Raw genomic sequence first — 26207 nt, 5'->3', positions numbered from 1 at the left:
GGACGCGAGATCGTTTCGAGTCTACCCCGGTGGGTACAGCCCCAGCACATCAGTTTTACGGTCGAGCGGTGACGAATCCTGCCGATCCGCGGCCTTCCGGCCCCCCGTCCGGGCGCACCCCCGGCAACTGGCTACTTCAGCTCGCGCTGGGTCTTTTCGCCCTCGGACTGTTGTCGGTGGTGGCGATCTTCCTCACCCCGATCCTCACCGACGGCGAGCCGGGGCTCTGGTTGTACCTGGGCGCCATGCTGGCTCCCGTCGGCTTTGTCGTGGCGTTGATCTTCGCACTGCGCTCCGGTCGCCGATCCAGGTGACAACTGTCGAATACCCGGCTCATCGAATTCCCAAGCCTGATGTGATGATAATCACATAACGGCACGATAACGGGGCAGCGTGTCTCCCGGCGGATACCTCATGCAGTCCCACTAGCTGCGGAGAGTCGCTGGCGGGCGGTTGTGACCGCTCCGCAACCCATCCGCACACGCCGGTTACCAAATAGTGATTTTTCGGCCGGAACGTCGTACCGTCTACCCCAGCCGGGCACATCCGGCCCACCGGCCCGCCGCACCGAACCTCGCCCCGCGGGTACCGGACCCCAACGGAAACCAAGAGGGGCGAGGGCGGGACGGGCACCCTCTCAGCCTGGACCCGAGCGAATACCTCGCAGGTGCGTACGAGAGGAAGACGAACCCGAATGAGTGGACGCCACCGCAAGCCCACCAATACCGGTCGCACTGTGGCCAAGGTTGCCGTCACCGGCGCCATGATCAGCGGTGCGGGTGTAGCCCTCGCCGGTACAGCCAGCGCGGCACCCGACTCCGACTGGGATCGACTCGCGCAGTGTGAAGCCGGCGGCAACTGGGCCATCAACACCGGCAACGGCTATCACGGCGGACTGCAGTTCTCGCAGAGCACCTGGCAGGCCAACGGCGGCGGAGATTACGCGCCGACCGCCAACCAGGCCAGCCGCGAACAGCAGATCGCTGTCGCCGAGAATGTGCTCGCCTCGCAGGGCTGGGGCGCTTGGCCCTCCTGCTCCTCCTCGCTGGGCCTGTCCAGCGGCGCGACCCCGCGCGAAACCCCGGCCGACACTCCGGCCGTGCAGACCGAAACCCCGGGCAGCCAGGCCGCGCCGGGCACCCAGGCCCAGGCTCCGGCCCAGGCACCCACGCAGACCCAGGAGGTCTACACCGCCGTGGATCGTGCGCTCGCCGCCGTTCAGGCGCAGGGTGTTCAGGTCCCGCAGCCCGCACTGGATCTGTTCGAAGCCGTCAAGGCCGGCACCCCGCAGCTCGACCCGGGCCTGCTCAATGTCTTCGAGGCCAACAAGGGCCTGCTGCCCTCCTGACCGGGCACCTCTACTACGAAAGAACCCCGCTCCACCATCAGGTGACGCGGGGTTCTTTCGTTCGTCCGCTCAGCGGTTGATCACTGTGTGCGGGTGCAGGTACGGCAGCTGGTCGGCAGCCACCGGGAACTCGGTGTCCTCGCCGAAGGGCGAGAGATTACCGGAGCGGGACGACGACAGCTCGGTGACCGCGTGCTCACCGTCGGCCACCTCGGGCCAGCCGTTGTCGATATAGGGTTTCTTCGATTTGTTCACCACCCTCTCATTCTGGCATGGCCTCGCCGCGGTACCGCATGTCAACCGCCTCGGCGACACCCGACGCGGGCTCGGGACCGGCCCGCCGGACCGAGCCGCGTGAGTCGCCGGGCCACGCCCCACCGAACCCGCGGCGCCCGGCTAGTCTGGACCGGATGACCGGCCAAGACTCGTTCACCGCCTGGCTCGGCGCCCGATCCGACGCACAGCTGGTGGCACTGCTGGAACGTCGGCCCGATCTCGCGGTCCCGTTGCCGGCCTCCCTGGCGGTGCTCGCCGCCCGCGCCGAACAGCGCGCTTCGGTACTGCGCGCGGCCGACGATCTCGGCACCGTGCCCTTCGCGGTCGTGGAAATGCTGGCCCTGCATACCGCGGGCGCCGGTGAACCGATGACCCGCACCGAACTCAAACGCGCGCTGCGTGCCCGCGCCAAGGCCGCGACGGTGGACGCGGCCGTCACCGAACTGGCCGACCGGGCGCTGCTCTGGTTCGAAGGCGACCGCATCCGTCTCGTACCCGCCGTCGCCGAGGCGCTGCCGTGGCCGTTGGGCAGCGGCGTGGAGACCGCCCCGGCGCCGTCCGAATCGGAGATAGCCGCCGCGCTCACCGATCTTCCCGAGGCCGAACGCGCGCTGTTGGACAAACTCGCCGAGACCGGACCACGCGGACGTACCCGGGATGCCGCCCCGGACGCGCCCGCCGACCGGCCCGTCCCCCGGCTGCTGGCCGCCCGGCTGCTCCGCCGGATCGACGACGAGACGGTGGAGCTACCGGCCGCCGTGGGCCAGCTGCTGCGCGGCGAACCGGTCACCGACCCGTACCGGCTCGCCGAACCCGGGCCCCGGGCGATCCCGCACCCACCGAGCGAAGTCGACGGCGTCGGTGCGGGCGAGGTCGGCGAGCTGCTGCGGCACTGCGCCGCGATCTTGGAAGTGCTGGGTCAGCTGCCCGCGCCGGCACTGCGCGCGGGCGGTCTCGGCGTACGAGAACTGCGCCGGATAGCCAAGGCCGCCGGTATCGATGAGACCCGGGCGGGCCTGCTGGTGGAACTGCTGGCCGCGGCGAAACTGATCGAGAAAGGTTTCCCCGACCCGCCGCCGGAGGCCGATGCCGACGATTTCTGGGCGCCGACCCCGGCCGCGGATTCCTGGCTGGAGGCGCCGTCGGCCCGCCGCTGGGTCCCGCTCGTGCATGCCTGGCTGGAGCTGGACCGCTATCCATGGATGATCGGCCTGCGCGATGCCGCGGACAAACCGCTGGCCGCGCTCGCACACGAACTCCGGGTGCCGTACGCCGTGCGGGACCGGCGGATCGTGCTCGAAGCACTCGCCGAGCAACCACCCGGCACCGAACTCGAACCTGCCGGACTCGCCCGGCTGCTGGCCTGGCGTACCCCGCGGCGCCGTCGGCATTTCCGCCGCGAAGTGGTGGACAACACCCTGTACGAGGCCGCCGGGCTCGGTGTGGTGGGCCGGGGTGCGCTCACCGGAGCGGGCCGGATGCTGCTGACCGATAGCCTCGCGGCCGCCGAAGCCGCCCTGGAGGCCGCCCTCCCCGAGCCGGTGGACCATGTGCTGGTCCAGGCCGATCTGACGGTGGTGGCTCCCGGACCCCTGACCGCCGATCTTCAGCGCCGGATCGAATTGGTCGCCGATGTGGAGTCGGCCGGGGCGGCCACCGTCTACCGGATCGGGGAGTCCACCCTGCGCCGCGCGCTCGACGCCGGTCTGACCGCCGCCGAGCTGCACAGCCTGTTCGGCCGGCATTCCCGGACTCCGGTTCCACAAACCCTCACCTATCTGATCGACGATGTGGCGCGGCGGCACGGCCGGTTGCGGGCCGGGATGGCGCAGTCGTTCGTGCGCAGCGAGGACCCGGCCCTGCTGGCGCAGGTCCTGGCCTCCCCGGTGGCCGAGACCCTGGCCCTGCGTGGGATCGCGCCGACGGTGGCGATATCGCAGGCGCCGCTGGGTGAACTGTTCGAAGAACTGCGCCGGGCGGGCTTCGCACCCGCGGGCGAGGACGCCTCCGGCGCGATCGTGGACCTGCGTCAACGCGGTGCGCGGATCGGTGTGCGGCCGCTGGCCCGGCAACCGTATCGGCCGGCCCCGCCGACATCCGATCAGCTGGAACTGCTGGTCACCGAGCTACGCGCCGGGGAGCGTGCCGCGACCGCCACCTCCGGGCAGGTGGTACGCAGTGACGGGACCCGCACCAGCACGGCCGCCGCCCTGGCCCTGCTCCAGCTGGCCGCGCGGGTGCGGCGGCAGGTGCATATCGGCTATGTCGACGCCAAGGGCACCGCGATCCAGCGGGTCGTCGAGCCGGTGCGGGTCGGTAATGGGCAGTTGGACGCGCTGGACCCGGTCACCGGCACGGTCCGGCAGTTCACCCTGCACCGGATCTCGTCGGTGGCGCTGCTCGAATAACCGTGCCGCCGCGGTGCTCAGCCGCGTAGCGATCCCGGGTAGAGGTACTGCTCGGGCGGCGGCGTGGTACCGCGCAGCCAGGCGTCGAAGAAACCGGTGAGATCGGTCGGCGATTTCGACTGGACGAAGGTACGGAAGTCCCGCATCGAGGCATTGCCGTAGGCGTGGAAGGTCACGAATTCACGCAGAGCCGCGAAAAAGACCTCGTCTCCCAGCTGTTTCCGCAAGGCGTGCAAGAACAGCGGCCCTCGGTAATACACCGAGGTGAACATTTTCTCCGGGCCGGGATCCTCCAGTGGAACGGCCCAGAATTTCGGCTCCGCCAGCATCTCCCGGATCGTCTTGCGGTATTCGGCGTCCACATCGGCGCCTTCGGTCCGCTCTGGCCACAGATAGTCGGCGGTATAGCTGGCGATGCATTCGTTGAGGCAGATATCGGACCAGCTGTGCACCGACACCGAATCGCCCCACCACTGGTGGGCGGTCTCGTGCACCACGGTGTTCAGGTCCGCCCAGGCCGCGTAGGTGGGCCGGGTCTGGGTTTCCAGGGAGAACGGAATATCGGCGGACAGGAAGATACCGCCGCCGGCGTCGAACGGGTACGGGCCGTACAGGCCTTCGATGAAATCGAGCACCTGCGGCAGCTTTTCCTCATACTGCCGCAAACCCTCGGCGCCCGGCGCGAAAGCGCTGAGCAACGGCATACCGTTCGCGCGGCGCCGCTCCAGGTAGTCGAAACGGTCGATGGCGACAGTGGTGAGATAGCCGATCACCGGATGCCGCTGCTCCCAGCTCACCGTACGGAATCCGTCGCGCACCTCGTCGCGCACCCGAACCCCGCCCGACACCACCTCCCATCCCTCGGGAACGGTCGTGTGCAGTGTGAAGGTCGCCTTGTCCCGGGGGGAATCGTTGAGCGGATACCAGCTGCTCGCCGAATGTGGTTGTCCTGCGGCGAAGACGCCACCGGTGGGTGCGTAGGTCCAGCCCTCGCCGCGGGTATCCGGGGCGGTACCCGCGTACTCGACGGTGACGGTGAAGGGCAGCCCGGGCAGCAGCGGCAGGGCCGGGTGCACCACCAGCTCGTGCGCTTCCTGCCGTTCGAAGCCGGCCGGTGCGTTGTTCACCCGCACGGCGCGCACCGGGGGGCCGCTGTAATCCAGATTGAACGCGGTCAGCGGTTGGGTGGCGGCCGCGTCGATCCGGGTGGATCCGGTGAGCCGGTGATCGGCCGGATCGTAGCCGAGGGTCACGTCGTAGTGCGCGACGTCGTAACCGCCGTTACCGTCCTGTGGAAAGTAGGGGTCACCCAGGCCGTCCGATCCCGCCAGTGACGCGGACGGCGCCTGTGCCGCGGCCGGAACCGGCGCCGGGCTCGCCAGCACAACCACCCCGGCGATCAGCCAGCGGCCGAGCCTCATACGTTTCCACCTTCCGTGATCGAATCGTGCTTCCCGGGTGATCTCGTCCGACGACGTTAGTCGCATTCGGTCTCGGATTCCGGTACCCCGGAAAACGCGGCGCGCGAGCGTTTCCCGACGCCGGATCCACTACACGTCCGGCGGTATCCGGGCCGGATCAGGCGCCGAGCCCCTCCGGCAGCTGAGCCGGGTCGAGCAGCAACCGCTTCGCCGCACTGCGATGGACCTCGTCGGCGCGGGCGAGATTGTCGGTGAGCAGCCGCCATTCGTTCTCGGCGATGGCCGCGCGGGCCCGCTCGATCACCGCGGTATCGGCGGTACCCCAGGCGATCGGCATCGTCTCGACCGGGATCCAGCGCTCGCCGATCGATCGGGTGGTCCGGTCGCCGCGCACCGCGACGGCCGGAACGCGTTCCCCCTCGACTACCCGATGTCCGGGCAGACGGCGCACCTTCTTGGTGACCAGCGCGTATCGCTGCTCGCCGGAATCGCGGCGAGCCAGATTGACCAGGGCGAGCAGCACCGCGCCGCGGGCCTGGATGCGCGAGACCACCGCCGGCACCAGTTCGCCCTCGGCGTAGAGGCGGTCGATTCCGGCCCGGCGCGGCGCCCACAGCGCCACCCACAGCGCCGTCGCCGCGCTCAGGGCGCAGGCCAGGGCCAGCGGATAGGACCAGGGATGCCCCAGCCACACCAGAGAGGTGGTGGCAGCCGTCGCGGCGACGGCGGCGAGCACCGCGGACAGCCGCACCCGGCGGCGTTCGGCGACTACTTCATTGACCGCGTGGGCGTGCCGGCGGTCCACCGCGAATTCGATGCGTCGCACGTCGCCATTCCTAACACAATTCGTCGAGTTCGGAATGCCCTTATTGTTCGCCGGGTCCGATGGCGGGCCCCAGCAGATCGTCGGCATCCGTTATGCGATAGGCATAACCCTGCTCGGCGAGGAAACGTTGCCGATGCGCGGCATAATCCGCGTCCAGAGTGTCGCGGGCCACCACCGAATAGAAATGGGCCTGACCGCCGTCCTGTTTGGGCCGCAACAACCGGCCCAGCCGCTGGGCTTCTTCCTGGCGCGACCCGAAGGTGCCGGAGACCTGCACCGCCACCGACGCCTCCGGCAGGTCGATGGAGAAGTTCGCGACCTTACTGACCACCAGCACCGGGATCTCGCCGCGGCGGAAGGCGTCGAACAGGGCCTCACGCTCCTTGTTCTTCGTCGACCCCTGGATCACCGGTGCGTCCAGGGCGGCGCCCAGTTCTTCCAGCTGGTCCAGATACGCCCCGATGACCAGGGTGGGCGCCCCGCGATGCCGGTCCAGGATGGATTCCACCACCGCGATCTTGGTGTGCGCGGTGGAACAGAGCTTGTAGCGCTCTTCGGGCTCGGCGGTCGCGTAGGTCATCCGCTCGGCATCGGTCAGCGTGACTCTGACCTCGATACATTCGGCCGGGGCGATCCAGCCCTGGGCCTCGATATCCTTCCACGGCGCGTCATAGCGTTTGGGGCCGATCAGCGAGAAGACATCGCCCTCCCGGCCGTCCTCCCGGACCAGAGTCGCGGTAAGACCGAGCCGCCGCCGCGACTGCAGATCTGCCGTCATCCGGAAAACCGGAGCGGGCAGCAGGTGCACCTCGTCGTAGATCACCAGGCCCCAGTCCCGGCTGTCGAAAAGTTCCAGGTGCTTGTACTCACCCTTCGATTTACGGGTGATCACCTGGTAGGTGGCAATGGTGACCGGCCGGACCTCCTTGCGCTCCCCGGAATACTCACCGATCTCCTCGTCGGTGAGCGAGGTACGCGCGAGCAACTCCCGCCGCCACTGGCGGCCGGCGACGGTATTGGTCACCAGGATGAGGGTGGTGGCCTTGGCACGCGCCATCGCGGCCGCACCCACCATCGTCTTGCCCGCCCCGCACGGCAGCACCACCACCCCGGACCCGCCGGCCCAGAAGGAATCGGCGGCCATCTCCTGATAGTCGCGCAACTGCCAGCTCGCGCCGTGGAAGTCCAGGTCGATCGGATGGGCCTCGCCGTCGACATAGCCGGCCAGGTCCTCGGCGGGCCAGCCGATCTTGAGCAACTGCTGTTTGATGTGCCCGCGCTCGGACGGGTGCACCACCACCGTGTCCTCGTCGATGCGCTCGCCGAGCATGGGAGCGATCTTCTTGTGCCGCAGCACCTCGGCGAGTACCGCGCGGTCCAGGCTGACCAGCGTCAATCCGTGTGCCGGATGTTTCACCAGCTGCAATCGCCCGTAACGGGCCATCGTCTCGACGATATCGACCAGCAGCGGCTGGGGCACCGGGAACCGGGAATGCCCGACCAGCGCGTCCACCACCTGCTCCGCGTCGTGCCCGGCGGCCCGCGCGTTCCACAGGGCCAGCGGAGTCACCCGGTAGGTGTGCACATGTTCGGGCGCCCGCTCCAGCTCGGCGAACGGGGCGATCGCCTGGCGCGCCACATCCGCGAGTTCGTGATCGACTTCCAGCAACACTGTTTTATCGCTCTGCACGATCAGCGGCCCGTCTGCCACGGACACCTCCTCACCTCGGCTCCGACCCATTGTCCCCGAAACCACCGACAGGGGCGCCGGCGCGGGGCGACCGGCCGGGTCGACGCCCCGTCCGGCCCGCCGATCCGGCTGCGACAGCCGACCTGAAGGGACCCGGGAGGCGAGTTGCCTCAGCTATCGCTCTTCAACGTGTCACCGACCGCGAACCGGCTCGGCTCGACCTCGTGGACCACGACGCGGACCGTCCCGATCGGCGCCTCCAAGGTCTCGGCGACGGTTCTGGCCACCTCACGAATGCAATTCTCGACTTTCTCCGCGGCCCGGCCCTCGACGAGGGTGATCTGAACTATCGGCACGGGGTTCTCCTTCGAACGATCATGGTCGGCGGTCTCGAATCCGGTGACCGAGCTCCTCGGACAACGCCCGCGCGGCGCTCGTGAGCGCGTCGACCACAGCGTCGGCCGGCGGATCCGGCAGATAGTGGATGGAAGCGATCACCGCCAAGGTGCAGACCAGGTCGCCGCCGTGCGCGAACACCGGCGCCGCGACGGCATTTACTCCGCGGAACGTCTCCTCCGGGGCGGATGCCCAACCCTGCCGGCGGGCGTTCGCCACCTGTGCGCGGAACTGCGCCGGATCCAGGATCGTACTCGGCGTGCGATATTCGGGTGCGAGGCGCGACCAGGTGCGCACCTGGTCGGCGGAACCGAACGCCAGGGCCACCTTCCCCTGCGCGACGCTGTTGTAGCCGAATTGCGTCCCCGGGCTCAAGATCACATCGATCGGCGACCCGCCGGGTATGACCTCGGTGACCGTGACGCCGTGGTCGGTGAGTTGCGAGAGCACGATCGTCTGGCCGATCTCGTCACGCAACCGGGTCATGACGGGGCGCGCGAGAGTGAGTATCTCGGCCCGCTTGCCGATGCGCTGCCCGAGCAGCAGCAGACGCCACCCCGGTTCGTAGGCGCGCGTTGCCGAATCCTGGGAGAGGAAACCCGAGTCCCGGAGGCTGCCGAGGTGCCGGTGGATACGGGCTTTGGGTAGACCCAACGCGGCGGCCAGTGCCGTCACCCCCCACGGCTCGCTGCGTTCGAGCACTTTCTCCAGGATCAGCAGTGGAAGAAGGGTCGGCGTCGGCTGGGCGTCCGACGCGGGAACGGCCGGCGCGCGGGGCCCGGTCGCCGGCGGCTCGGGCAGCGCGTCTTCGTTCGCGTTGTCAGGCAACGATCACCCTTTCCATGAGGACTCGGTACTTCTGGGTGTTGATCTTCTCGTTGTCTTCGGGATGGACAAAACGAATCGAGCTCGCGCCTTTGTTCTGTTTGGGCAGCAGGAAGCATCGGACGAAGACGGTGGGACCCTTCTCGGTGGTCGGCGCGAAAACCGGGACAACTCCTTTCTCCGCCCAGGCCGAACCCGGGCCGTGCACCTGCGTCGTGCCCTCGGTCTCGATGGTGATCTCGCCCGACAGGGTGATGCGAACCCCGGGGCCCTGGTGCAGATGGGTCAGGGCGGTACCTCCGGGCGGAAAGGTCACGGTGTCGCACCGCATGAGCCAGGTGTAGCGCTCGTCGATATCGAGGCTCGCGGCCAGCTTCAGCGCGCTGGATGCCTGGGGGGCCGAACGCAGCGTGTGCGCTGTCTCGTCGGAGTCCGCGCCGGCCAGTTCCCATCGCCAGATCGTGGAGTCGACCTCGGTGGCGTGCAGCGCCAGTTCGTCCTCGGCGACGAGGGCGGAGCCTTCGGACAGGTACCGGGTGCAGTCGTCGGAGTGGATATCGAGTCCGCCGGATACGACGTAGATCGAGCGGTTTCCGCGAGGCAGGTAGACCGGCTTGGTGCCGGCGGGCAGGTGGTCCTCGAATAGGAACATCGTGTGTGGCATGGCGGAACCCTTTCGCGAAATCCAAGCTTCGTATCGCTCATCGATACGCTTGTACCAATGGTCGCAACAGTACCGGACTTCGTGTTACCGTCGCCACGCCGACGTCACGACAGCCTGAATTCGAGTCTCGCTGATCGATACATGTGGCGCGGTTGCGTTCTCAGAAGGAGATGACCGTGACAGGACCAGCCCCGGAAGCGCGGTGGTACCGCGGAGCCACCAAAGATCAGTGGCGCGCTTTCTGGAGTGCCTACCTCGGATGGGTGCTCGACATCATGGACCTCGTCATCTTCTCGATGGTCCTGACCTACGTGATCTCGGATTTCGGAAGCGACCGGGACACAGCGGGCATGATCGCGTCCTTCACGCTGCTGGCATCCGCGTTCGGCGGCATGATCTTCGGCTATATCGCCGATCGTTTCGGCCGGACCAAGGCCATGGTCGCCAGCATTCTCTGTTATTCGATCGGGACGATGCTCTGCGGCTTCTCGACCGGTATGGGAACGCTCATGGCCGCGCGGGTCATCGTCGGACTCGGTGTCGGCGGGGAATGGGGTGCGGGGACCGCCCTCGTCTCCGAGACCTGGCCCGCGCGCCATCGGGGCAAGGTCCTCGCCTGGGTGCAGAGTGCGTTCGCCACCGGGTACGGGCTCGCGGCATTGATCGCGTTCCTCGTCGTACCCACGCTCGGGTGGCGGTGGGCGTTCTTCATCGGTGTCTTCCCCGCGGTGCTGGCCATCTGGGTGCGGCGGGAGACCAAGGAATCGAAGATCTGGCTCGAGGCGGGCACCCGACTCGGCGCTCTCGCCTCGCTGCGGCAGCTGTTCACGCAGCAACCCAGAGCGGTCGCGGTCTGCCTCTCGTTCACCGCCGCCGCCATGTGCGGGTACTGGGGACTTTTCACCTGGATCCCGAATTACCTCGCCTCACCGGTCGAGGAAGGCGGGCGCGGGATGAACATGCTGTCGTCGACCACCTGGATCATCGTCATGCAGATCGGGGCCGCGGCCGGATTCATCTCCTTCGGCTACGTCGCCGACCGGATCGGCCGCCGGAACGCCTTCATCGTCTACTTCGGCGCGGCCGTGATCTGCATACCGATCTTCCTCACGCTGACCGCTCCCGCCGTCGTTTTCGCTTTCGGCCCGGTGATGGCGTTGTTCGGCACGGGTTTCTACTCCGGATTCGGTCCCACCTTCGCGGAACTCTTCCCCACCGAGATCAGAGCCTTCGCGCAGGGGTTCATCTACAACGCGGGCCGCGCCGCCAGCGCACTGGCCCCGGCCATGGTCGGATTCATGGCGCATTCGGCCGGAGTCGGCGCCGCGATGATGGGTACAGCCCTGTTCTACCTACTCGCCGCCGCGATCGTCTTCTTCTTCCTGCCCGAGACCCGAGGGCGTGAACTGGAGACCGGGAACCTCGGGCCATCCGACGACCTCGCCCGCTGACCACAGCCCGACGCGGGATAGCCCGAGGCCGGGATCACCGCAGGAAAGGAACTCTTCTCCGCATGAATACAGACAGCACCGGGTGGAATGTCGAGACCGCCGCCGAAGTCCTGCTCCGCGCCGAGCGGACCAGGACCGACCGTAAGCCGGTCACCGAGGACTGGCCCGGTCTCGACGTGGCGACCGCGTACCGGGTGCAGGATGCGTTGATCGCCCGCAAGGTGGCGGCCGGCGAGAAGATCGTCGGGGTGAAACTCGGGCTGACCTCACAGGCCAAGCAGCAGCGGATGGGGATCAGCTCGCCGCTGACCGCATGGTTGACCGACGCGATGGTGCTCGAGGCCGGTACGCCGATTCCTACCGGGGAGCTCATCCACCCCCGGGTGGAGCCGGAGATCGTCTTCGTGCTCGGCGAACGACTCGAAGGTCCCGGGGTCACCGCCGCCACCGCGATGGCCGCCGTCGGGTCCGTCTTCGCGGGCCTGGAAGTGATCGACAGCCGATTCACCGATTTCCGCTTCACCCTGCCCGATGTCCTCGCCGACAACGCGTCCTCGGCTCGATTCGTCATCGGCGGGGTCGAGCGGAGCCCGGCCGACCTCGATCTCGCACTCGAGGAATGTGTGCTGCGCGTGGACGGCACTGTGGTCGATTCGGCGACGGGTGCGGCCGTTCAGGGCCATCCGGCCCAGGCGCTCGCGCTCGCCGCGAACGCGCTCGCCGAACGCGGACTGGCGCTCGAAGCCGGATGGATCGTGCTGACCGGCGGGATGACCGATGCCGTCCCCGTCGAGTCCAGTACGCAGATCGCCGCCGAATTCACCCATCTCGGAACGGTGAACGTGACCGGAGCCTGACCCGCGGCACTGTCTTGCACAACCACTTGGTGCGAACTGGACCGAGACACCGCCCGACCGGCAAACCAGTATTGAACCCATGATCGAACTCGCGGCGGCGGCCGGGGTGGCGGTGGCCGCGCTCGGCCTGGTGCTCACCCCCGGCCCGAACATGATGTACCTGGTCTCCCGCACTATTTCGCAGGGCCGGCGCGCCGGAATGATCTCGCTGACCGGGGTCGCCGCCGGTTTCGGCGTCTACCTGACTGCCGCCGCGACCGGGATCACCGCGGTGTTCGCCCTGGTCCCGGCGCTGTACACCGCGTTGAAGGCGGCCGGGGCCGCCTACCTGCTGTGGTTGGCCTGGCAGGCGATCCGGCCGGGCGCGGTCTCGGTTTTCACCCCCGAACCACTCCCCCGGGATCCCGGCCGCAAGCTCTTCACCATGGGGCTGGTGACCAATCTGCTGAACCCGAAGATCGCCGTCATGTACCTGGCGCTGATCCCGCAGTTCGTATCGCCCGGGGCGGGCCCGGTATGGGCCCAGAGTCTGTGCCTCGGTGCGGTGCAGATCAGCGTCGCGCTGGTGGTGAACGCACTCATCGTGTGCACCGCCGGCACCGTCGCGGGGTTCTTGAGCGGACGGCCGCTGTGGTTACGCGTCCAGCGGTTCGTGATGGGTTCGGTGCTGGGGGCGATGGCAGCCCTGCTGCTCACCGACCGGACCCGTCCGGCGCCGGCCTGAACGGTCGAGTCAGCGCAACCGGACCCCGCGCAGTTTCGCCGGATCGGCGTGGTCGTAGGCACTCTGGATCACACCGTCCACCACGGTGAATCCCATGACCCGCGACGGGAATCCCGGATAGTCGCCGTCGCCCGGACGAGCATGGAACAGCACGCCGAGCTGGCCGTTGACCCGGACGAACTCCATATCCTCGGCCCCGAGACCGGCGCCCGGCCGGTCCAGCCCGTAGCGGCGGATGAGGCCGAGGAACAGCCGGGCGACCTTGTCCGGTCCCAGGATCACATTGCGCGCGGTCCGGGTGGTGCCGCCGGAATCGCCGATCATCTTCGCGTCGGGGTGCAGCACTGCCGCGACCGCACGGGCATCACCGGTTTCGAGTGCCACCAGGAGTTTCTGCACGGCGGCCTCGTGCTCGGTGTCGGCGGCGACCGGCGGGGTCTGTTCGCGTACGACCTTGCGCGCCCGGGCGGCCAGCTGGCGGGTCGCGTCCGGGGTGATGTCGAGGATGTTCGCGATTTCGGCGTAGGGCACCTGCAGACCTTCGTGCAGGACGAAGGCCACGCGTTGCGGCGGCGTGAGCTGATCGAGCACCACCAGCGCGGCCAGCCGGAACTCCTGGCGCAGCACCACCGCGGCGAGCGGATCCGGCCCCGGCACACCGGTCAGCGGACTCACCACCGGTTCGGGAAGCCACTGCCCCACATAACTTTCCCGGCGCACCGCGGCGCTGCGCAACCGGTCCAGGCAGAGCCGGGAGACCACGGTCGTCAACCAGGCGCGCAGATCCTCGATCTCCGACTGCGAGGTGCCGGCCAGCCGCAACCAACTCTCCTGCACCGCGTCCTCGGCATCGGCCACACTGCCGGTCAGCCGGTAGGCCACCGCCAGCAGATGTCCGCGATGGGACTCGAAGAGGTCGGCGAGAAGTGTGGCTACCACCGCGGGAATTCTACGGAGCCCCGCCGCCCGGCCGAGTAACGCCCCGGCGCGCCGGCCCGAGAAATCGGATGCCGGAGACCTTCGCCGGCTGCCACCATCGACGGGTGAAGGAGCGCACACTGACCGACGGGACCGTCTGGCTGAGCCGGCCGGTGGAGTCCGATATCGAGTCGATTGTCGAATGCTGCCAGGACCCGGCGATCGCCGAATGGGTGACCGTCCCGGTGCCCTACGCCCACGCCGACGCCGAGCACTTCGTCCGCACCAGGTCGGCGGAGAGCTGGGCCGATGGCAGTCCGTGCTGGGCGATCCGGCTCGGCGAGCACGGCCGCCTCATCGGGACCGTGGGCCTGGGTGTGCGGCCGCCGGACAGCGGCTCCGCCGAGATCGGTTACTGGCTCGCCGCCGAGTACCGACGCCAGGGCCTGATATCGCGGGCGCTCACGCTGGCGTGCGATTTCGGCTTCGACCCGGACGGGATGGGCCTGGCCCGTATCCATTGGCGGGCTTTCGTCGGTAATCACGCATCCGCCGCCGCGGTCCGCGCCCAGGGCTTCCGTTACGAGGGCCTGGCACGGCTCGGCAGCGTGTTACGTGGGAGTCGTCGCGACCATTGGATGGCCGCCCGGCTGAACACCGATCCGCCCGGTCCGGCGGACGGCTGGCCGGCCGGGGTCTGATCCGGCCGTCGGGTGGTCGCTGCCGGAGACGCACGGTCGCCGGCCCGGCCGCTCGCGCCGCGGACTCCCGGTCCGTACGGCGCAGCGACCGGATCCTCAACGCCGGCGGCGCCGGGCGACGGCGTCGGCCAGCCGGTTCAGCTGGGCGGCGGTGGTGTCCCAGTCCATGCAGGCGTCGGTGATGGACTGGCCGTAGGTGAGATCGGCCGACCGGCCCAGAGTGAGGTCTTGGCGGCCCTCGACCAGGAAGCTCTCCAGCATCACCCCGACCACACCCGGTTCACCCGCGGCCAGCCGCTCGGCGATATCGGCGACGACGACGGGCTGCCGCCGGTGGTCCTTGTTGCTGTTGCCGTGGCTGGCGTCGACCACGATCCGCTGTGGCAGCTTGGACTTCTCCAGCCGCGCGCAGGCGTCGGCCACCGAGGCCGCGTCGTAGTTGGTGCCGTTGGATCCCCCGCGCAGGATCACATGGCAGTCCTCGTTGCCCGCGGTCTGGATCAGCGCGGCCCGGCCGTCGAGATCGGTACCGGGGAACACATGGCTGGCCGCGGCCGCCCGGACCCCGTCCACGGCGACCTGCACATCGCCGTCGGTCCCGTTCTTGATCCCGACCGGCATGGACAGGGCGCTGCTCAGCTGCCGGTGCACCTGGCTGGCCGCGGTACGGGCGCCGATCGCGCCGTAGGAGACCAGATCCGAGATGTACTGCGGAGTGATGGGATCGAGGAACTCGCAGGCGACCGGCAGGCCCAGCGCGGTGATGTCGAGCAGCAGCTGACGGCCGATACCCAGCCCGGTGTTGACATCGAAGCTGCCGTTGAGATGCGGATCGTTGATCAGCCCTTTCCAGCCCAGCGTGGTACGCGGCTTCTCGAAGTAGACCCGCATGATCAGGTGCAACCGATCGGAGAGTTCCGCCGACGCGGCGGCCAGCCGCCGCGCGTAATCGAGCGCGGCGACCGGGTCGTGCACCGAGCACGGCCCGACGACCACCATCAGGCGGTCGTCGACCCCGTTGAGCACCTCGACGGTGGACTTACGTCCGGCCCGCACGGTGGCGGCGTGCTCGTCGGTGATGGCGTGGACCCGGCGCACTTCGGCCGGCGAGCGCAGCGGGCTCACACTGAGGGTCCGCTGATCGTCCAGATCGGAATGGCGTGCGTCGATATCGACTGCGGTTGTCATCGTGGGTGGTGTCCTTCTCGTTCGGGCCGACCCACGGAAATATTCGCCCGTCGAGCCGGTCGTCATCCGGCTCGGGGAAACTGGTCAGCGCGCGTGGTAGCCGCAGACCGACCCACCCCGGGCCGGCTTGCTAAACCAGAAATACACGCGCTGCACGATTGGTGACGGTACCAGGCGGTTGTCCACGAGGATGGATGCGGGGCGGAATCGCATGGCGGAAAGTGATATTAGACACAATCTCGCCCCGCTGTCTATTCAGAACTGGCCGGGCTCGTAGTTCCCGCCCGGGGAGTGGGCGATGGCGTTGAGCCGGTTCCACGCGTTGATGGTGGCGACGGCGACGAGCAGCCCACCGATCTGGTCGTCGCCGTAGTGCTTGCGCACCCGCTGCCAGGTCTGCTCACTCACCCCGCCGCCGTCGGCCAGCCGGGTACCCGCTTCGGTGAGTTCGAGCGCGGCACGTTCGGCCTCGGTGAAGACGGTGGCCTCCCGCCATGCGGCGATGAGGTTGATCCGCAGTGTGGTTTCCCCGGCATGCAGAGCGTCCTTGGTGTGCATATCCAGGCACACCGCGCAGCCGTTGATCTGGCTCGCCCGGATCTTCACCAGTTCGTAGGTGGCTGCGGGCAGACCCGAGTTCTCGACCACCTTGCCGGCGGTGACCAACCTCTTGACGTAGCTCGCGGTCACCTTGTTCTCTGCGAGATTCACACGGGGTTCCATATCCGGATTCCTTTCGTTCCTGCCTTGTCACAGAGACGACGGCGCAGCGAACGCAGGCGTGACATCCCGCGGGGAGTATCGCGGACAGGTGGGCCCCTCAGGCCGAGAAGTCGAACTTCACGTCGGTCGACCGCTCTGAGAGCTCCCACAGCGAACGCGCGGTGAGCTGGTCCTTCGCCCGCTTCGAGCAACCCGACCGACCAGGGTGGCCGCGCATCCCGCCCAGGCCGGTCGGCCCGTAGTAGGCGCCCGGCTCGACCGGGGCGGTGGCGGCGAAGAGCTCCGGCAGCGCCCCCATTTCCGCGCTCTGCGCGAACACCTTGTTACCGATGTTCATCACCGAGTCGAGCACGGTCTCGGTATGCGACTGCAGTGCGGTGGCGGCGTAGCCGGGGTGGGCCGCCACCGACAGCTTCGCCGAGCCGGCCGCGGTGAGCCGGCGCTGCAACTCGAAGGCGAAGAGCAGATTGGCCAGCTTCGACTGACCGTAGGCCGACCAGCGCTTGTACGGGCGCCGCTCCCAGTTGAGATCCTCGAGGTCGATGGCCCCCGCCACGTGGGCACCGCTGGACAGGGTGACCACCCGCTCACCGATCTTGCCGAGTAGCAGGCCGGTGAGCGCGAAATGGCCGAGATGGTTGGTGCCGATCTGCATTTCGAAACCGTCGGCGGTCCGCCGCAGCGGTACCGCCATCACGCCGGCATTGTTGATCAGGACGTCCGCGCTCTCCACCCCGGCGGCGAACTCCCGGACCGAGGCCAGATCGGCCAGATCCAGCCGCCGGACCTGCGCCCGTTCACCGATCTCGGCGGCGACGGCCTCACCTTTGCCCACATTCCGGCAGGCCAGGATCACCTGGGCCCCGGCTCCGGCGAGGGCCCGCGCGGCGACCGCGCCCAGCCCGCTGTTCGCGCCGGTGATGATGACGGTTCGACCCTGCTGATCGGGGATGTCCCCGACGCCCCAACCACTCATGGGGCGAGTCTAATGCGCGACGGGGGTGTGCACCGGGCGCGACGGACCGGGTATCGCGGACCGGATCCGGATCTCTCGCGCACCGCCGGGACCTGCGCGGCAGAGACACGCTCTTTTCAAAAGATATAGGGTTGCCTAACCTATCAATGGACCGGAAACGCGCCGCACACGCTTTCGAGTCCCTTTTTCCCTATGAGGCATATCGTGACTTCCACCGCCGCCGGCACCCACCGTGACGGTTACGTTCCCTTCCCCGAGGACCTGGCCGAGACCTACCGTGCCGCCGGCTACTGGACCGGCGCCACCGTGGGGGATCTGCTCCGCGATACCGCGCGCCGCAGCCCGGAGCATCCCGCGCTGCTCGGCGACCGGCCGCTCACCTACGCCGAACTGGACGTGGAAGCCGACCGGATGGCCTACGGATTCCTGGCCCTCGGGATCGCGCCGGGCGACCGGGTGATCGTCCAACTGCTCAACACCCCCGAGTTCGTGATCGCGCTGTTCGGATTGTTGCGCGCCGGCATCATTCCGGTACTCACCTTGCCCGCGCACCGCCGGTCCGAGATCGAGCATCTGGCCGGTCTTTCCGGCGCGGTCGCGTATCTGGTCGCCGACCGGCAGGGTGATTTCGACTACCGGCAACTGGCCGCCACCCTGCTGACCACCGTCGAATCGTTGCGGCACGTCCTGGTCGCCGGTGCGGCCGGCGAATTCACCGCACTGATGTCCATCGCGCGGGACACCGGATCGCTGCCCGCGGTCGACCCAGCCGATATCGCGCTCATGCTTGTCTCCGGCGGTACCACCGGGCTCCCGAAACTCATCGCCCGCACCCATGACGACTACGTCTACAACGCCACCGCGAGCGCGGCCGTCTGCGAACTCGACGACCGGGACGTCTATCTGGCCGCCCTGCCCGCCGCGCACAATTTCCCGCTGGCCTGCCCGGGCATCCTGGGCACGGTGGCGACCGGGGGCGCGCTGGCCTTCGTCACCGACCCGAGCCCGGAGAGTGCCTTCGCGGCGATCGAACGCCATCGGGTCACCGTCACCGCCGTGGTGCCGCCGCTGGCGCAATTGTGGTCGGCCGCGGTGGAATGGGAGGAGGCCGATATCTCCTCCCTGCGGTTGCTGCAGGTCGGGGGCGCGAAACTGGCCGAAGTGAACGCCCGCGAAGTGGCGCCCGCGCTACGGGTGACCCTGCAACAGGTCTTCGGCATGGCCGAGGGGCTGCTGAACTTCACCAGGCTCGACGACGATCCGGATATCGTCTGCACCACTCAGGGCCGTCCGCTGTGCCCGGCGGACGAGATCAGGGTGGTCGACGAGGACGGTGTGGACGTCGCACCGGGCGCGGAGGGTGAACTGCTCACCCGCGGCCCGTACACGCTACGCGGCTACTACCGCGCCCCCGAACACAATGCCCGCGCCTTCACTCCCGACGGCTACTACCGCAGCGGCGATCTGGTGCGGCAGTTGCCCAGTGGCCATCTGATGGTGTCGGGCCGGATCAAGGATGTGATCAACCGGGGCGGGGAGAACGTCTCCTGCGACGAACTCGAGGAGCATCTGCTCGCCCACCCCGCTGTCCGGCACGCGGCCGCGGTCGGCCTGCCAGATCCCGGTCTCGGCGAAAAGGTCTGCGCGGTACTGGTCGTCACCGGCGATATGCCGACCCTGGCCGAGATCAAGGAGTTCCTCACCGAGCGGGGCCTGGCGACCTACAAACTCCCGGACGTCGCGCGCCGCGCGGACGCCCTGCCGCTGACCGCGGTGGGCAAGATCGACAAGAAGACGCTGCGCGCCCAAGTGTAGGCGAGAAGACGGGCCGGGCCGGGCCGTCTTCGTACCGGCCGAGGTGCCCTACGCCTTCACCACGTAGGGCGCCACGCTGCCCAGCTTCTCGCAGGTCTCCTCGAATTCCCGATCGGGCCGCGACTGCGCGACCACGCCCGCTCCCGCGCGCAGCCACGCGCCCGCACCGGTCTGGTACACCGCCCGCAGCACCAGCGCCGCCTCCAACGCGCCGGTGGGCGAAACCATCAGCACCGCACCGGAGTACAGACCACGCGGCCGGTCGTGCCGGAAGACCGAATCGACCCCCGGCCGCTTCGGAATGCCCGAGGCGGTCACCGAAGGGAAGATCGCGTCCAGCGCGTCCCAGGCCGTACGGCCGGCCGCGAGGCGCCCCCGGACGGTGGAGGCCAGATGCTGCACGCTGCCGCGCTCGCGCACCGCCATGAAATCCGAGACCGAGGTGGTGCCGGGTTCGGCGACCGTACCGATCTCGGCGAAGCAGGTCTGTACGGAGAGGGCATGTTCGACGATCTCCTTCGGATCGGAGATCAGCTCCGCGCGCGCGGCACTGTCCATCTCGGCCCCGAGCCCGAAGGCGCGGGTGCCGGCGAGCGGTTCGGTACTGACCGTCCGGTCGTCGTCCACCGAGAGCACCAGTTCCGGGCTGAATCCGGCCGCCTGCAACCCGCCCAGATTCAGCAGGAAGGACCGGGCGGGGGTGTTGTGCGCCCGGCCGAGCCGGTAGGTGGCCGGGATATCCACCGCGAACGGTAGCTCGACCTTCCGCGAGAGGATGACCTTCTGGTACCGCCCGGCCTCGATCTCCGCCACGGCCGCGGCGACGCGCTCGCGGTAGCCGGAGGTATCCACCCGGATATCGACCGGATGGGGTTGCGGGAGCGCGGTATCCCGGGAACTCGCGACGGTATCGGCGAGTGTCGCGGCCTCGGCCGGATCGGCTCCGGTGATCCACACCGCCCCGGCGGTGTCGATTCGGACCTCCACGCGCGGGATCATCAGATGGGCCAGGGCAATGCCGGGGCGCAGATATCCGGTGGCGCCCAGCGACCACGCGCAGAATTCGAACCCGATCCACCCGTAGGCATTGCGGCCGGTCATCGGCAGTTCGGCGAGCACGCTGTGCATCAGCGCGGCCGGGCTGCCGGACCAGCCGCGGACCGTGGTCTCGCCGGCCCAGGTGATCCGGAGTTCGCCGGCGTCGAGTTCGACGGTGCCGATCGGATCCGCGGCGAAGACCCATTCCCCGCCGCGCTCGTAGACCATATGGTCGCCGGAGTGGTTCTCGGCCGCCAGGCGCGCCATCGCTGCCGCCGGGTCGGTCACATACTCGGCACGTAAACGTTCGTCAGTGGTCGACAACGATCCTCCAAGGCTAACCGACCCGAAATCGAAAGTAAGGTTAGCATTACCTCTTCTTGTTGGGAGGTTTCGGAAACGACCGGAAACGAGCCAAACAACCCCAACGGCGCGAGAGCCGTCCATAGTGGTTGGCAAGGAGTATTTTCGAGCCGACGACCGATCGGGCTTCGCCGATCCGGTCATACGGCCCCATCCGGGCCGGGGCCGACCGCCCCCCTCCGAGCAGAGGATCCACACCATGATCGAGCACCGCAGTGGAGCTCCGGCACTCTCCGATCTGCCATTGGAATCGGTGGTCGCGCTGGTGGATTCGGCATCGGGTACCGAACGGGAACTGATCGGTCGCTGGATCGCCGACGGCGGCCTGACCGCCGAACTGGGCGTACGCGCCCCGGTCACCCAGCTCGATCTGGACGCCGGTGCCGTCGCCGACCGGCTCACCGGCCGCGCCGACGATCCACTGGTGGTCCCGGTCCGGGTGCTGTGGCTACCGCCCGAACGCGACGGCGTCCGGCGGGTGACCTTCGGTGATCTCGCCCAGCTCACCAACCCGCGCCGCCCGAACCGGCTCGCCCAGCGGCGGCTGGTCGAACGATCCCCCGACCGGCACCTCGTGCTCACCGGCAGCCCGGCCCGGCTGAGCGAACTGCGGGCCAACAATCCCGAGGCCACCGCCCTGCACTACGCCGGCACCGCGGACCCGTTCGCCCGCGCGGTGGTACGTGCCGCGGTCGTCGCGCTCGAACGCGCGGAACGCGGCGTGATCGGTGACCGGTACAAGGTGCCCCGCCTGGTCACCGAGGAGATCCTGGACTCGCCGGAATTCCTGCGCCGGCTCGAATCGATCGCCGACGAGATCGGGGCCGCGCCACAGGAGGTGCACCGGCGCGCCGAGAAAGCACTGAACGAACTGGTCGCGGCGCAGAGCCGCACGGTCTCGGATCTGTTCACCCAGGCCATGCGCCCGGTCCACGCGTCGACCTGGAAGGTGGACTGCGACGAATCCGGGCTCACCGCCCTGCGTGACCTCAACCGGCGCTACCCGCTGATCTTCCTCCCCTCCCACCGGTCCTATGTGGACGCCTTCGTCCTGGGCGATGTGCTGGCCCGCAACGATTTCCCGCCCAACCACGTGGTGGGCGGCGCGAACCTCCGGTTCTGGCCCATGGGCCCGATCGCCCGGCGTACCGGAACGATCTTCATCCGGCGCAGTTTCGGGGGCGACACGGTGTATCAGGCGGTGGTCGAGGAGTACTTCGGCTATCTGATGGCGCGGCGGTTCAACCTGGAGTGGTACTTCGAGGGCGGCCGTACCCGCACCGGAAAGCTGCGCCCACCCCGCTACGGCCTGCTCAACTATCTCGCCGCGGCCGTGCGCCAGGACCGGATCGCCGACGCACTGCTGGTCCCGGTGTCGATCACCTACGAACGGCTCAACGAACTCGGCGCCATCGCCGACGAGCAGATGGGCGGTCGTAAGAAACCCGAGGGCCTGGCCTGGCTGGCCCGCTACGTCCGCAACCAGCAGCATTCGGCCGGGCACGTCTACGTCCGCTTCGGGGCCCCGCTTTCGGCCCGCGAACGTCTCGCCGCGCACGGCGACCCGCTGATCGCGCCCCCTGTCACCATCCCGCTGCACCCGGCCGACGCCAACGGCCGGGCCTGGACCGAACCCGGCGAGCCACCCGACGAAATCGGCGAAAAGGAACGCCTGGCGGTACAGCGGCTGGCGTTCGATGTCGCCGTGGGCATCAACTCGGTCACCCCGATCACCGTCAACGCCCTGGTCACGCTGGTCTTACTGGGCGTCCACCAGCGGGCACTGACCCGGACCGAGGTGTGCGAGGTACTCGCCCCGGTACTGGACTACATCGAACAGCGGAACCTGCCCTGCGGCGAGATCGCGAAACTGCGCGACGAGCAGAGCCTGGCGGTGGTCCTCGAGCAGTTATCGCTCGCGAAGGTGGTCACCGTCTACCGCGGGGGTGTCGAGCCGGTGTACTCCATCGAAGCGGGTGCCCACCTCGAAGCCGCGTTCTACCGCAACAGCGCGGTGCATTGGTTCGTCGATCGGGCCATTGTCGAGCTGGCGATCCTGGCCGCGGTCGACGCCGCGCCCGACGATCCGGCCGGCGATGCCGTCGGACCGGACGCCGACGCCCTGGACGTCGGCTGGGACGAGGCCTACCGGCTGCGGGATCTGCTGAAATTCGAGTTCTTCTTCCCGGACCGGACCGAGTTCGCCGAGCGGATGACCGCGGAGGTACTGCTCATCGACCCGCGCTGGCGGTCGCGGTCACGTGACACTCTCGGCAGCGAGATCCTGGCCGCGCTCACCGGCACCGGCTTCATGATGGCCCACCGGGTACTGCGCTCGTTCTTCGACGCGCAGCTGGTGGTGGCCGAACGGCTGGCCGCCCGGGACCCGGCCGCGCCGATCGACCGCAAGGAGTTCGTCGAGGAATGCGTCTCGGTCGGCAGGCAGATGCTGTTGCAGCAACGGCTGCACAGTACGGAGTCGGTGTCCACCGAGCTGTTCGGCAGTGCGCTGAAACTGGCCGCCAATCGCGGGCTGCTCGAACCCGCGGACCCGGAATCGGCGGAATCGGTGGCCGAACTGGCCACTCGGCGTGCCGAGTTCGCCGAGCGGTTGCGCACCATCGGCTTCCGGATCTCCCGGGCCGCCACCCTCGACCCCTCCAATCTCCCGGCCGGGCGGATCCGGTGAGCACCCGGGAAGCGGGCACCGGGCGCACCGGCGAGAATCCCGCGCCGTCCGGGATAGACGCCGTGGTGGCCACCATCCGTTCCGGCCCCCGCGGCGCCGAGGTCGGCGCTGTCTTCGATCTGACGGCCGTAGCCGAACTCGGGTCCGCGCCCGTGCCGCGGTGGCGCGGGCCGGACCGTGAAGTGCTGGAAACGCTGTTCGACCAGTTGCGGCACAGCGGCGAGAACGCGGCGGGCGAGATGCTCGAGCGCGCTGTGCGGGCCGCGGCCGGACGGACACCGGAAGAGCTCACCGCGCTGGGCGAACGCCTGTTCAAACGGGGCTGGTACGACCGGTTACGCCCCGAGCCGCTGCGCTTGGTGCAGGAACATATCGCGGCCGGGCACACCGTGGTGTTGACCGGGGACGCGGCGGAATTCCAGTTACTCCCGGCGGCCGCCGCGCTCGGTATCCCACGGGTGCTCGGCAGCCGGGCGGCGGTGTCGGAGGGCCGGCTGACCGGGCTCATCCACGGCGAAGTGCGTTACGGCCCCGAGAAGGCCGAGGCGGTGGCGGAATTCGCGGCCGCCCACGGGGTCGACCTCGCTCGTTCCTATATCTACAGCGGCAGCGCGAGCGATCTCCCGCTCCTGTCCCGCGGCGGCACGCGGATCCCGATCGCACCGGGCCCCGTACTCGCGGCCACGGCGGCCGAGTACGGCTGGGCCGCACTCGCCGTGGGCCCGCGGACCGCCCCGCGCCCGGCCGACTATCTGCGGACCGTACTCGGGCTCTTCGCCCTGCTCGGCGGGGCGCTGTACGGGGTACTGCGCAAGTCCTACACCCGCGACCGGCGGGCCATGGCCGAGGCCCTGATGAAGTACGGCACCGATTGGCCGCTGCGCCTGTGCGGGATCCGGCTCCGCGTCACCGGTGCGGAGCACGCCCGCCAACCGCGGCCCGCGGTCTTCCTGTTCAACCACCAGAGTCAGTTCGACGTGCTCATCGTGCCCGCCGTGCTCGGCGGACACGTCACCGGCGTCGGTAAGAAAGAACTCATCCGGCATCCGATCTTCGGCCCACTCATGCGGTTCGTCGGCGTCACCTTCATCGACCGGTCGAACACCGACCTCGCCAAGGCCTCGCTGGCACCGGTGGTGGATACGCTGCGCGGCGGGCTGTCCGTCGCGATCGCCCCGGAGGGCACCCGCTCGTACACCGCGCAGCCCGGCGGATTCAAGAAGGGCGCCTTCCACATGGCCCGGCAGGCGGGGGTGCCGGTGATCCCGGTGGTGATCCGCAATGCCGCCGAGGTCGGCCGGCGGGATTCGATGATCGCGCGGCCCGGTGTGGTCGAGGTGGCGATCCTGCCGCCGATCGCGGTGGACACACAGGACCCGGCCGAACTGGACGAGAAGGTCGCCGAGGTACGGCAGCGCTACCTCGACACACTCCGCGACTGGCCGCGCTGAACGGTCAGAGGGCGCGGCCGAGAAGCAGCTTCCACGGCATCAGCGCCGATTCCAGCTGCACCTTCAGGCTCATCTTGGAATCCCCGAGGGTCCGCTCCTCGAAGCGGATGGGTACCTCGGCGATACCGATGCCCTGCTTCTTGGCCCGGTAGTTCATCTCGACCTGGAAGGAGTAGCCGTTGCTGCGGATCGTGCCGACCTCGATGGCGCGCAGCGTATCGGCCTCCCACGCCTTGAAACCGGCGGTGGCGTCCTTGATCCCGAGCCACAGGATGGCATTGACGTAGAAGTTGGCCCACGCCGACAGCGCCTTGCGGTACCACTTCCATTCCGCCGCGGTGGAACCGCCGGGCACGTAGCGGGACCCGAGCACGACTCCGGTACCCGGCCGGTCCAGCTCCGCGAGCATGGCAGGGATCACCTCGGCGGGATGGGACAGGTCCGCGTCCATCTGGATCACCACATCCGCGCCCTCCTCGAGGGCTCGGGTGATACCGGCTATGTAGGCCCGGCCCAGCCCGTCCTTCTCCGTGCGGTGCAGTACCGACACGACATCGGGCAGCTCCACGGCCAGCTTGTCCGCCACCTCACCGGTGCCGTCCGGGGAGTTGTCGTCGACTACCAGTACGTGCAGGTCGGGCACGGGTAGCGCAGTCAACCGCTCCACCGCTACCGGCAGATTGTCCCGCTCGTTGTAGGTCGGCACAACAACGGTAACCCTCAAGGGTCGCCCTCCCTGCTCACCTGGTCTCGCCCGGCGGCCGGGTACAGCAGGCCGCGAGCGTCGCTACGTATTACCCGTGAACGGTAGCCCAACCGCCCACCCGGGAATGAAGCGCATCGGTGATAGGGGCGCCGAGCGGGACCATCGGTAGTTCTCGGGGCGAATCAGTCGCCCTCGCGATACGCCCGGTCCGCCGCGTCCTGGGTGGCATTGCGCTGCTGCACGATCTCTAGCGCGCGTTCGGCCGTGGCCTGGTCCGGATACGGCCCCATGCGGTCCCGGAACCAGCACTGACGCCCACGCTCGGCGCGCTGATGCTTCAAGCAGTAATACCACCGTTCGGCCATGGTCACAGCATTCCACCCGGCCGGGATCCGAAACAGCAAAAACCCCCCGATCGTGGTGATCAGGGGGTTGATTGTGGCCAGGGCCGGGATCGAACCGGCGACCTTTCGCTTTTCAGGCGAACGCTCGTACCAACTGAGCTACCTGGCCGCAGGCACCCGGAACGAATGCCATCCGATGGAAGCCGGATTGCTCCGGCATCCATTGGCGACCCTGACGGGACTCGAACCCGCGACCTCCGCCGTGACAGGGCGGCGCGCTAACCAACTGCGCCACAGGGCCTTGCTGTGTGCCACCTATTCGCATAGGTGGTACCCCCTACGGGATTCGAACCCGCGCTACCGCCTTGAAAGGGCGGCGTCCTAGGCCGCTAGACGAAGGGGGCTCGTC

Annotated in this window: 24 protein-coding genes and 3 tRNA genes; 10 read left to right on the top strand and 17 right to left on the bottom strand. The window is 68.7% G+C overall.

All coding sequences use genetic code 11. The features are described from left to right. Window positions 1–68 precede the first annotated feature (68 nt). Entirely contained in the window at window positions 69–314 is a 246-nt protein-coding gene (locus tag NGR01S_RS07845) for a hypothetical protein (protein ID WP_063035509.1), read from the top strand. Between the two features lie 380 nt (window positions 315–694). Next, on the top strand, window positions 695–1348 hold the full coding sequence (locus NGR01S_RS07840; protein WP_063035508.1) for a transglycosylase family protein: 654 nt from the start codon (window positions 695–697) through the stop codon (window positions 1346–1348). 69 nt (window positions 1349–1417) lie between these two features. On the opposite strand, the gene NGR01S_RS07835 is transcribed toward NGR01S_RS07840, so the two are convergent. Beyond that, window positions 1418–1606 (bottom strand): hypothetical protein, encoded by a 189-nt coding sequence (locus NGR01S_RS07835; protein WP_039822140.1) that lies wholly within the window; start codon window positions 1604–1606, stop codon window positions 1418–1420. Window positions 1607–1758: 152 nt separating this feature from the next. Here NGR01S_RS07835 and NGR01S_RS07830 point away from each other — a divergent pair, with 152 nt between their 5' ends. Further along, entirely contained in the window at window positions 1759–4032 is a 2274-nt protein-coding gene (locus NGR01S_RS07830) for a helicase-associated domain-containing protein (protein WP_063035507.1), read from the top strand. Window positions 4033–4049: 17 nt separating this feature from the next. Here the strand turns inward: NGR01S_RS07830 and NGR01S_RS07825 are convergent, their stop codons facing one another. The 6 genes from NGR01S_RS07825 to NGR01S_RS07800 all read right to left on the bottom strand — a co-directional run bounded on the left by NGR01S_RS07825 (window position 4050) and on the right by NGR01S_RS07800 (window position 9854). Beyond that, window positions 4050–5453, bottom strand: a complete 1404-nt coding sequence (locus NGR01S_RS07825; protein WP_063035506.1) for a M1 family metallopeptidase — start codon at window positions 5451–5453, stop codon at window positions 4050–4052. A 157-nt stretch (window positions 5454–5610) separates the two neighbouring features. Then, entirely contained in the window at window positions 5611–6279 is a 669-nt protein-coding gene (locus NGR01S_RS07820) for a DUF3239 domain-containing protein (RefSeq protein ID WP_174551678.1), read from the bottom strand. A gap of 40 nt (window positions 6280–6319) precedes the next feature. Next, a complete protein-coding gene (locus tag NGR01S_RS07815) occupies window positions 6320–7990 on the bottom strand; it encodes a DNA repair helicase XPB (protein ID WP_063035686.1) in 1671 nt (556 codons plus the stop codon). A 149-nt stretch (window positions 7991–8139) separates the two neighbouring features. Next, window positions 8140–8325, bottom strand: a complete 186-nt coding sequence (locus tag NGR01S_RS07810) for a tautomerase family protein (protein WP_063035505.1) — start codon at window positions 8323–8325, stop codon at window positions 8140–8142. Window positions 8326–8344: 19 nt separating this feature from the next. After that, complete coding sequence (locus NGR01S_RS07805; RefSeq protein WP_063035504.1) at window positions 8345–9193, bottom strand: IclR family transcriptional regulator; 849 nt, start codon at window positions 9191–9193, stop codon at window positions 8345–8347. Next, complete coding sequence (locus tag NGR01S_RS07800) at window positions 9186–9854, bottom strand: cupin domain-containing protein (RefSeq protein ID WP_063035503.1); 669 nt, start codon at window positions 9852–9854, stop codon at window positions 9186–9188. Before NGR01S_RS07800 ends, NGR01S_RS07805 begins: the two co-directional genes overlap by 8 nt. Before the next feature lie 176 nt (window positions 9855–10030). Between NGR01S_RS07800 and NGR01S_RS07795 the strand changes: the two genes are divergently transcribed. From NGR01S_RS07795 to NGR01S_RS07785, 3 genes are all read left to right on the top strand, one after another. Beyond that, the gene (locus tag NGR01S_RS07795; protein ID WP_218020745.1) at window positions 10031–11305 is read left to right on the top strand and encodes an MFS transporter; all 1275 of its coding nucleotides are present in this window, start codon (window positions 10031–10033) and stop codon (window positions 11303–11305) included. Between the two features lie 62 nt (window positions 11306–11367). Beyond that, window positions 11368–12162, top strand: a complete 795-nt coding sequence (locus NGR01S_RS07790; RefSeq protein ID WP_063035501.1) for a 2-keto-4-pentenoate hydratase — start codon at window positions 11368–11370, stop codon at window positions 12160–12162. Window positions 12163–12241: 79 nt separating this feature from the next. Next, complete coding sequence (locus NGR01S_RS07785) at window positions 12242–12886, top strand: LysE family translocator (RefSeq protein WP_063035500.1); 645 nt, start codon at window positions 12242–12244, stop codon at window positions 12884–12886. Between the two features lie 9 nt (window positions 12887–12895). On the opposite strand, the gene NGR01S_RS07780 is transcribed toward NGR01S_RS07785, so the two are convergent. Then, on the bottom strand, window positions 12896–13825 hold the full coding sequence (locus tag NGR01S_RS07780; protein WP_063035499.1) for a sigma-70 family RNA polymerase sigma factor: 930 nt from the start codon (window positions 13823–13825) through the stop codon (window positions 12896–12898). 104 nt (window positions 13826–13929) lie between these two features. On the opposite strand from NGR01S_RS07780, the gene NGR01S_RS07775 reads away from it, so the two are divergent. After that, window positions 13930–14505: a GNAT family N-acetyltransferase gene (locus NGR01S_RS07775; RefSeq protein ID WP_245664478.1), complete on the top strand. Its 576-nt coding sequence runs from the start codon at window positions 13930–13932 to the stop codon at window positions 14503–14505. Window positions 14506–14601: 96 nt separating this feature from the next. On the opposite strand, the gene NGR01S_RS07770 is transcribed toward NGR01S_RS07775, so the two are convergent. The 3 genes from NGR01S_RS07770 to NGR01S_RS07760 form a co-directional block, all read right to left on the bottom strand. After that, window positions 14602–15693 carry a 3-deoxy-7-phosphoheptulonate synthase gene (locus NGR01S_RS07770; protein WP_063035497.1) on the bottom strand — a complete coding sequence of 364 codons (1092 nt, stop codon included), beginning with the start codon at window positions 15691–15693 and terminating at the stop codon, window positions 14602–14604. Between the two features lie 255 nt (window positions 15694–15948). Then, the gene (locus NGR01S_RS07765; protein ID WP_063035496.1) at window positions 15949–16416 is read right to left on the bottom strand and encodes a carboxymuconolactone decarboxylase family protein; all 468 of its coding nucleotides are present in this window, start codon (window positions 16414–16416) and stop codon (window positions 15949–15951) included. 97 nt (window positions 16417–16513) lie between these two features. Further along, window positions 16514–17392, bottom strand: coding sequence for an oxidoreductase (locus tag NGR01S_RS07760; protein ID WP_063035495.1), 879 nt, complete (start codon window positions 17390–17392; stop codon window positions 16514–16516). 192 nt (window positions 17393–17584) lie between these two features. Between NGR01S_RS07760 and NGR01S_RS07755 the strand changes: the two genes are divergently transcribed. Continuing rightward, the gene (locus NGR01S_RS07755) at window positions 17585–19207 is read left to right on the top strand and encodes a (2,3-dihydroxybenzoyl)adenylate synthase (protein ID WP_063035494.1); all 1623 of its coding nucleotides are present in this window, start codon (window positions 17585–17587) and stop codon (window positions 19205–19207) included. 48 nt (window positions 19208–19255) lie between these two features. On the opposite strand, the gene NGR01S_RS07750 is transcribed toward NGR01S_RS07755, so the two are convergent. After that, window positions 19256–20569 (bottom strand): salicylate synthase, encoded by a 1314-nt coding sequence (locus NGR01S_RS07750; RefSeq protein ID WP_063035493.1) that lies wholly within the window; start codon window positions 20567–20569, stop codon window positions 19256–19258. Between the two features lie 238 nt (window positions 20570–20807). Here NGR01S_RS07750 and NGR01S_RS07745 point away from each other — a divergent pair, with 238 nt between their 5' ends. Continuing rightward, window positions 20808–23297, top strand: a complete 2490-nt coding sequence (locus NGR01S_RS07745; RefSeq protein ID WP_063035492.1) for a glycerol-3-phosphate 1-O-acyltransferase — start codon at window positions 20808–20810, stop codon at window positions 23295–23297. Further along, window positions 23294–24748 carry a 1-acylglycerol-3-phosphate O-acyltransferase gene (locus tag NGR01S_RS07740; RefSeq protein WP_063035491.1) on the top strand — a complete coding sequence of 485 codons (1455 nt, stop codon included), beginning with the start codon at window positions 23294–23296 and terminating at the stop codon, window positions 24746–24748. The genes NGR01S_RS07745 and NGR01S_RS07740 overlap by 4 nt, the downstream gene beginning before the upstream one ends. A gap of 4 nt (window positions 24749–24752) precedes the next feature. On the opposite strand, the gene NGR01S_RS07735 is transcribed toward NGR01S_RS07740, so the two are convergent. The 5 genes from NGR01S_RS07735 to NGR01S_RS07715 form a co-directional block, all read right to left on the bottom strand. Next, the gene (locus NGR01S_RS07735) at window positions 24753–25472 is read right to left on the bottom strand and encodes a polyprenol monophosphomannose synthase (protein WP_281179723.1); all 720 of its coding nucleotides are present in this window, start codon (window positions 25470–25472) and stop codon (window positions 24753–24755) included. A gap of 164 nt (window positions 25473–25636) precedes the next feature. Beyond that, complete coding sequence (locus NGR01S_RS07730) at window positions 25637–25819, bottom strand: hypothetical protein (protein WP_063035685.1); 183 nt, start codon at window positions 25817–25819, stop codon at window positions 25637–25639. 74 nt (window positions 25820–25893) lie between these two features. After that, a tRNA-Phe gene (locus tag NGR01S_RS07725) sits at window positions 25894–25967 on the bottom strand. Window positions 25968–26022: 55 nt separating this feature from the next. After that, window positions 26023–26099, bottom strand: a tRNA-Asp gene (locus NGR01S_RS07720). A 27-nt stretch (window positions 26100–26126) separates the two neighbouring features. Beyond that, window positions 26127–26202, bottom strand: a tRNA-Glu gene (locus NGR01S_RS07715). Window positions 26203–26207 lie beyond the last annotated feature (5 nt).

Origin of the sequence: Nocardia grenadensis NBRC 108939, assembly GCF_001613445.1 — a bacterium.
GTDB lineage: Bacteria > Actinomycetota > Actinomycetes > Mycobacteriales > Mycobacteriaceae > Nocardia > Nocardia grenadensis.
This window is presented reverse-complemented; position numbering and strand designations above follow the sequence as displayed.

Excerpts from the sequence above, each read along its gene's own strand:
- NGR01S_RS07770 (WP_063035497.1), bottom strand. The coding sequence starts at position 15,693 with ATGACAACCGCAGTCGATATCGACGCACGCCATTCCGATCTGGACGAT.
- NGR01S_RS07785 (WP_063035500.1), top strand. The coding sequence starts at position 12,242 with ATGATCGAACTCGCGGCGGCGGCCGGGGTGGCGGTGGCCGCGCTCGGC.
- NGR01S_RS07800 (WP_063035503.1), bottom strand. The coding sequence starts at position 9,854 with ATGCCACACACGATGTTCCTATTCGAGGACCACCTGCCCGCCGGCACC.
- NGR01S_RS07730 (WP_063035685.1), bottom strand. The coding sequence starts at position 25,819 with ATGGCCGAACGGTGGTATTACTGCTTGAAGCATCAGCGCGCCGAGCGT.
- NGR01S_RS07755 (WP_063035494.1), top strand. The coding sequence starts at position 17,585 with ATGAGGCATATCGTGACTTCCACCGCCGCCGGCACCCACCGTGACGGT.
- NGR01S_RS07765 (WP_063035496.1), bottom strand. The coding sequence starts at position 16,416 with ATGGAACCCCGTGTGAATCTCGCAGAGAACAAGGTGACCGCGAGCTAC.
- NGR01S_RS07760 (WP_063035495.1), bottom strand. The coding sequence starts at position 17,392 with ATGAGTGGTTGGGGCGTCGGGGACATCCCCGATCAGCAGGGTCGAACC.
- NGR01S_RS07825 (WP_063035506.1), bottom strand. The coding sequence starts at position 5,453 with ATGAGGCTCGGCCGCTGGCTGATCGCCGGGGTGGTTGTGCTGGCGAGC.
- NGR01S_RS07830 (WP_063035507.1), top strand. The coding sequence starts at position 1,759 with ATGACCGGCCAAGACTCGTTCACCGCCTGGCTCGGCGCCCGATCCGAC.
- NGR01S_RS07790 (WP_063035501.1), top strand. The coding sequence starts at position 11,368 with ATGAATACAGACAGCACCGGGTGGAATGTCGAGACCGCCGCCGAAGTC.
- NGR01S_RS07745 (WP_063035492.1), top strand. The coding sequence starts at position 20,808 with ATGATCGAGCACCGCAGTGGAGCTCCGGCACTCTCCGATCTGCCATTG.
- NGR01S_RS07840 (WP_063035508.1), top strand. The coding sequence starts at position 695 with ATGAGTGGACGCCACCGCAAGCCCACCAATACCGGTCGCACTGTGGCC.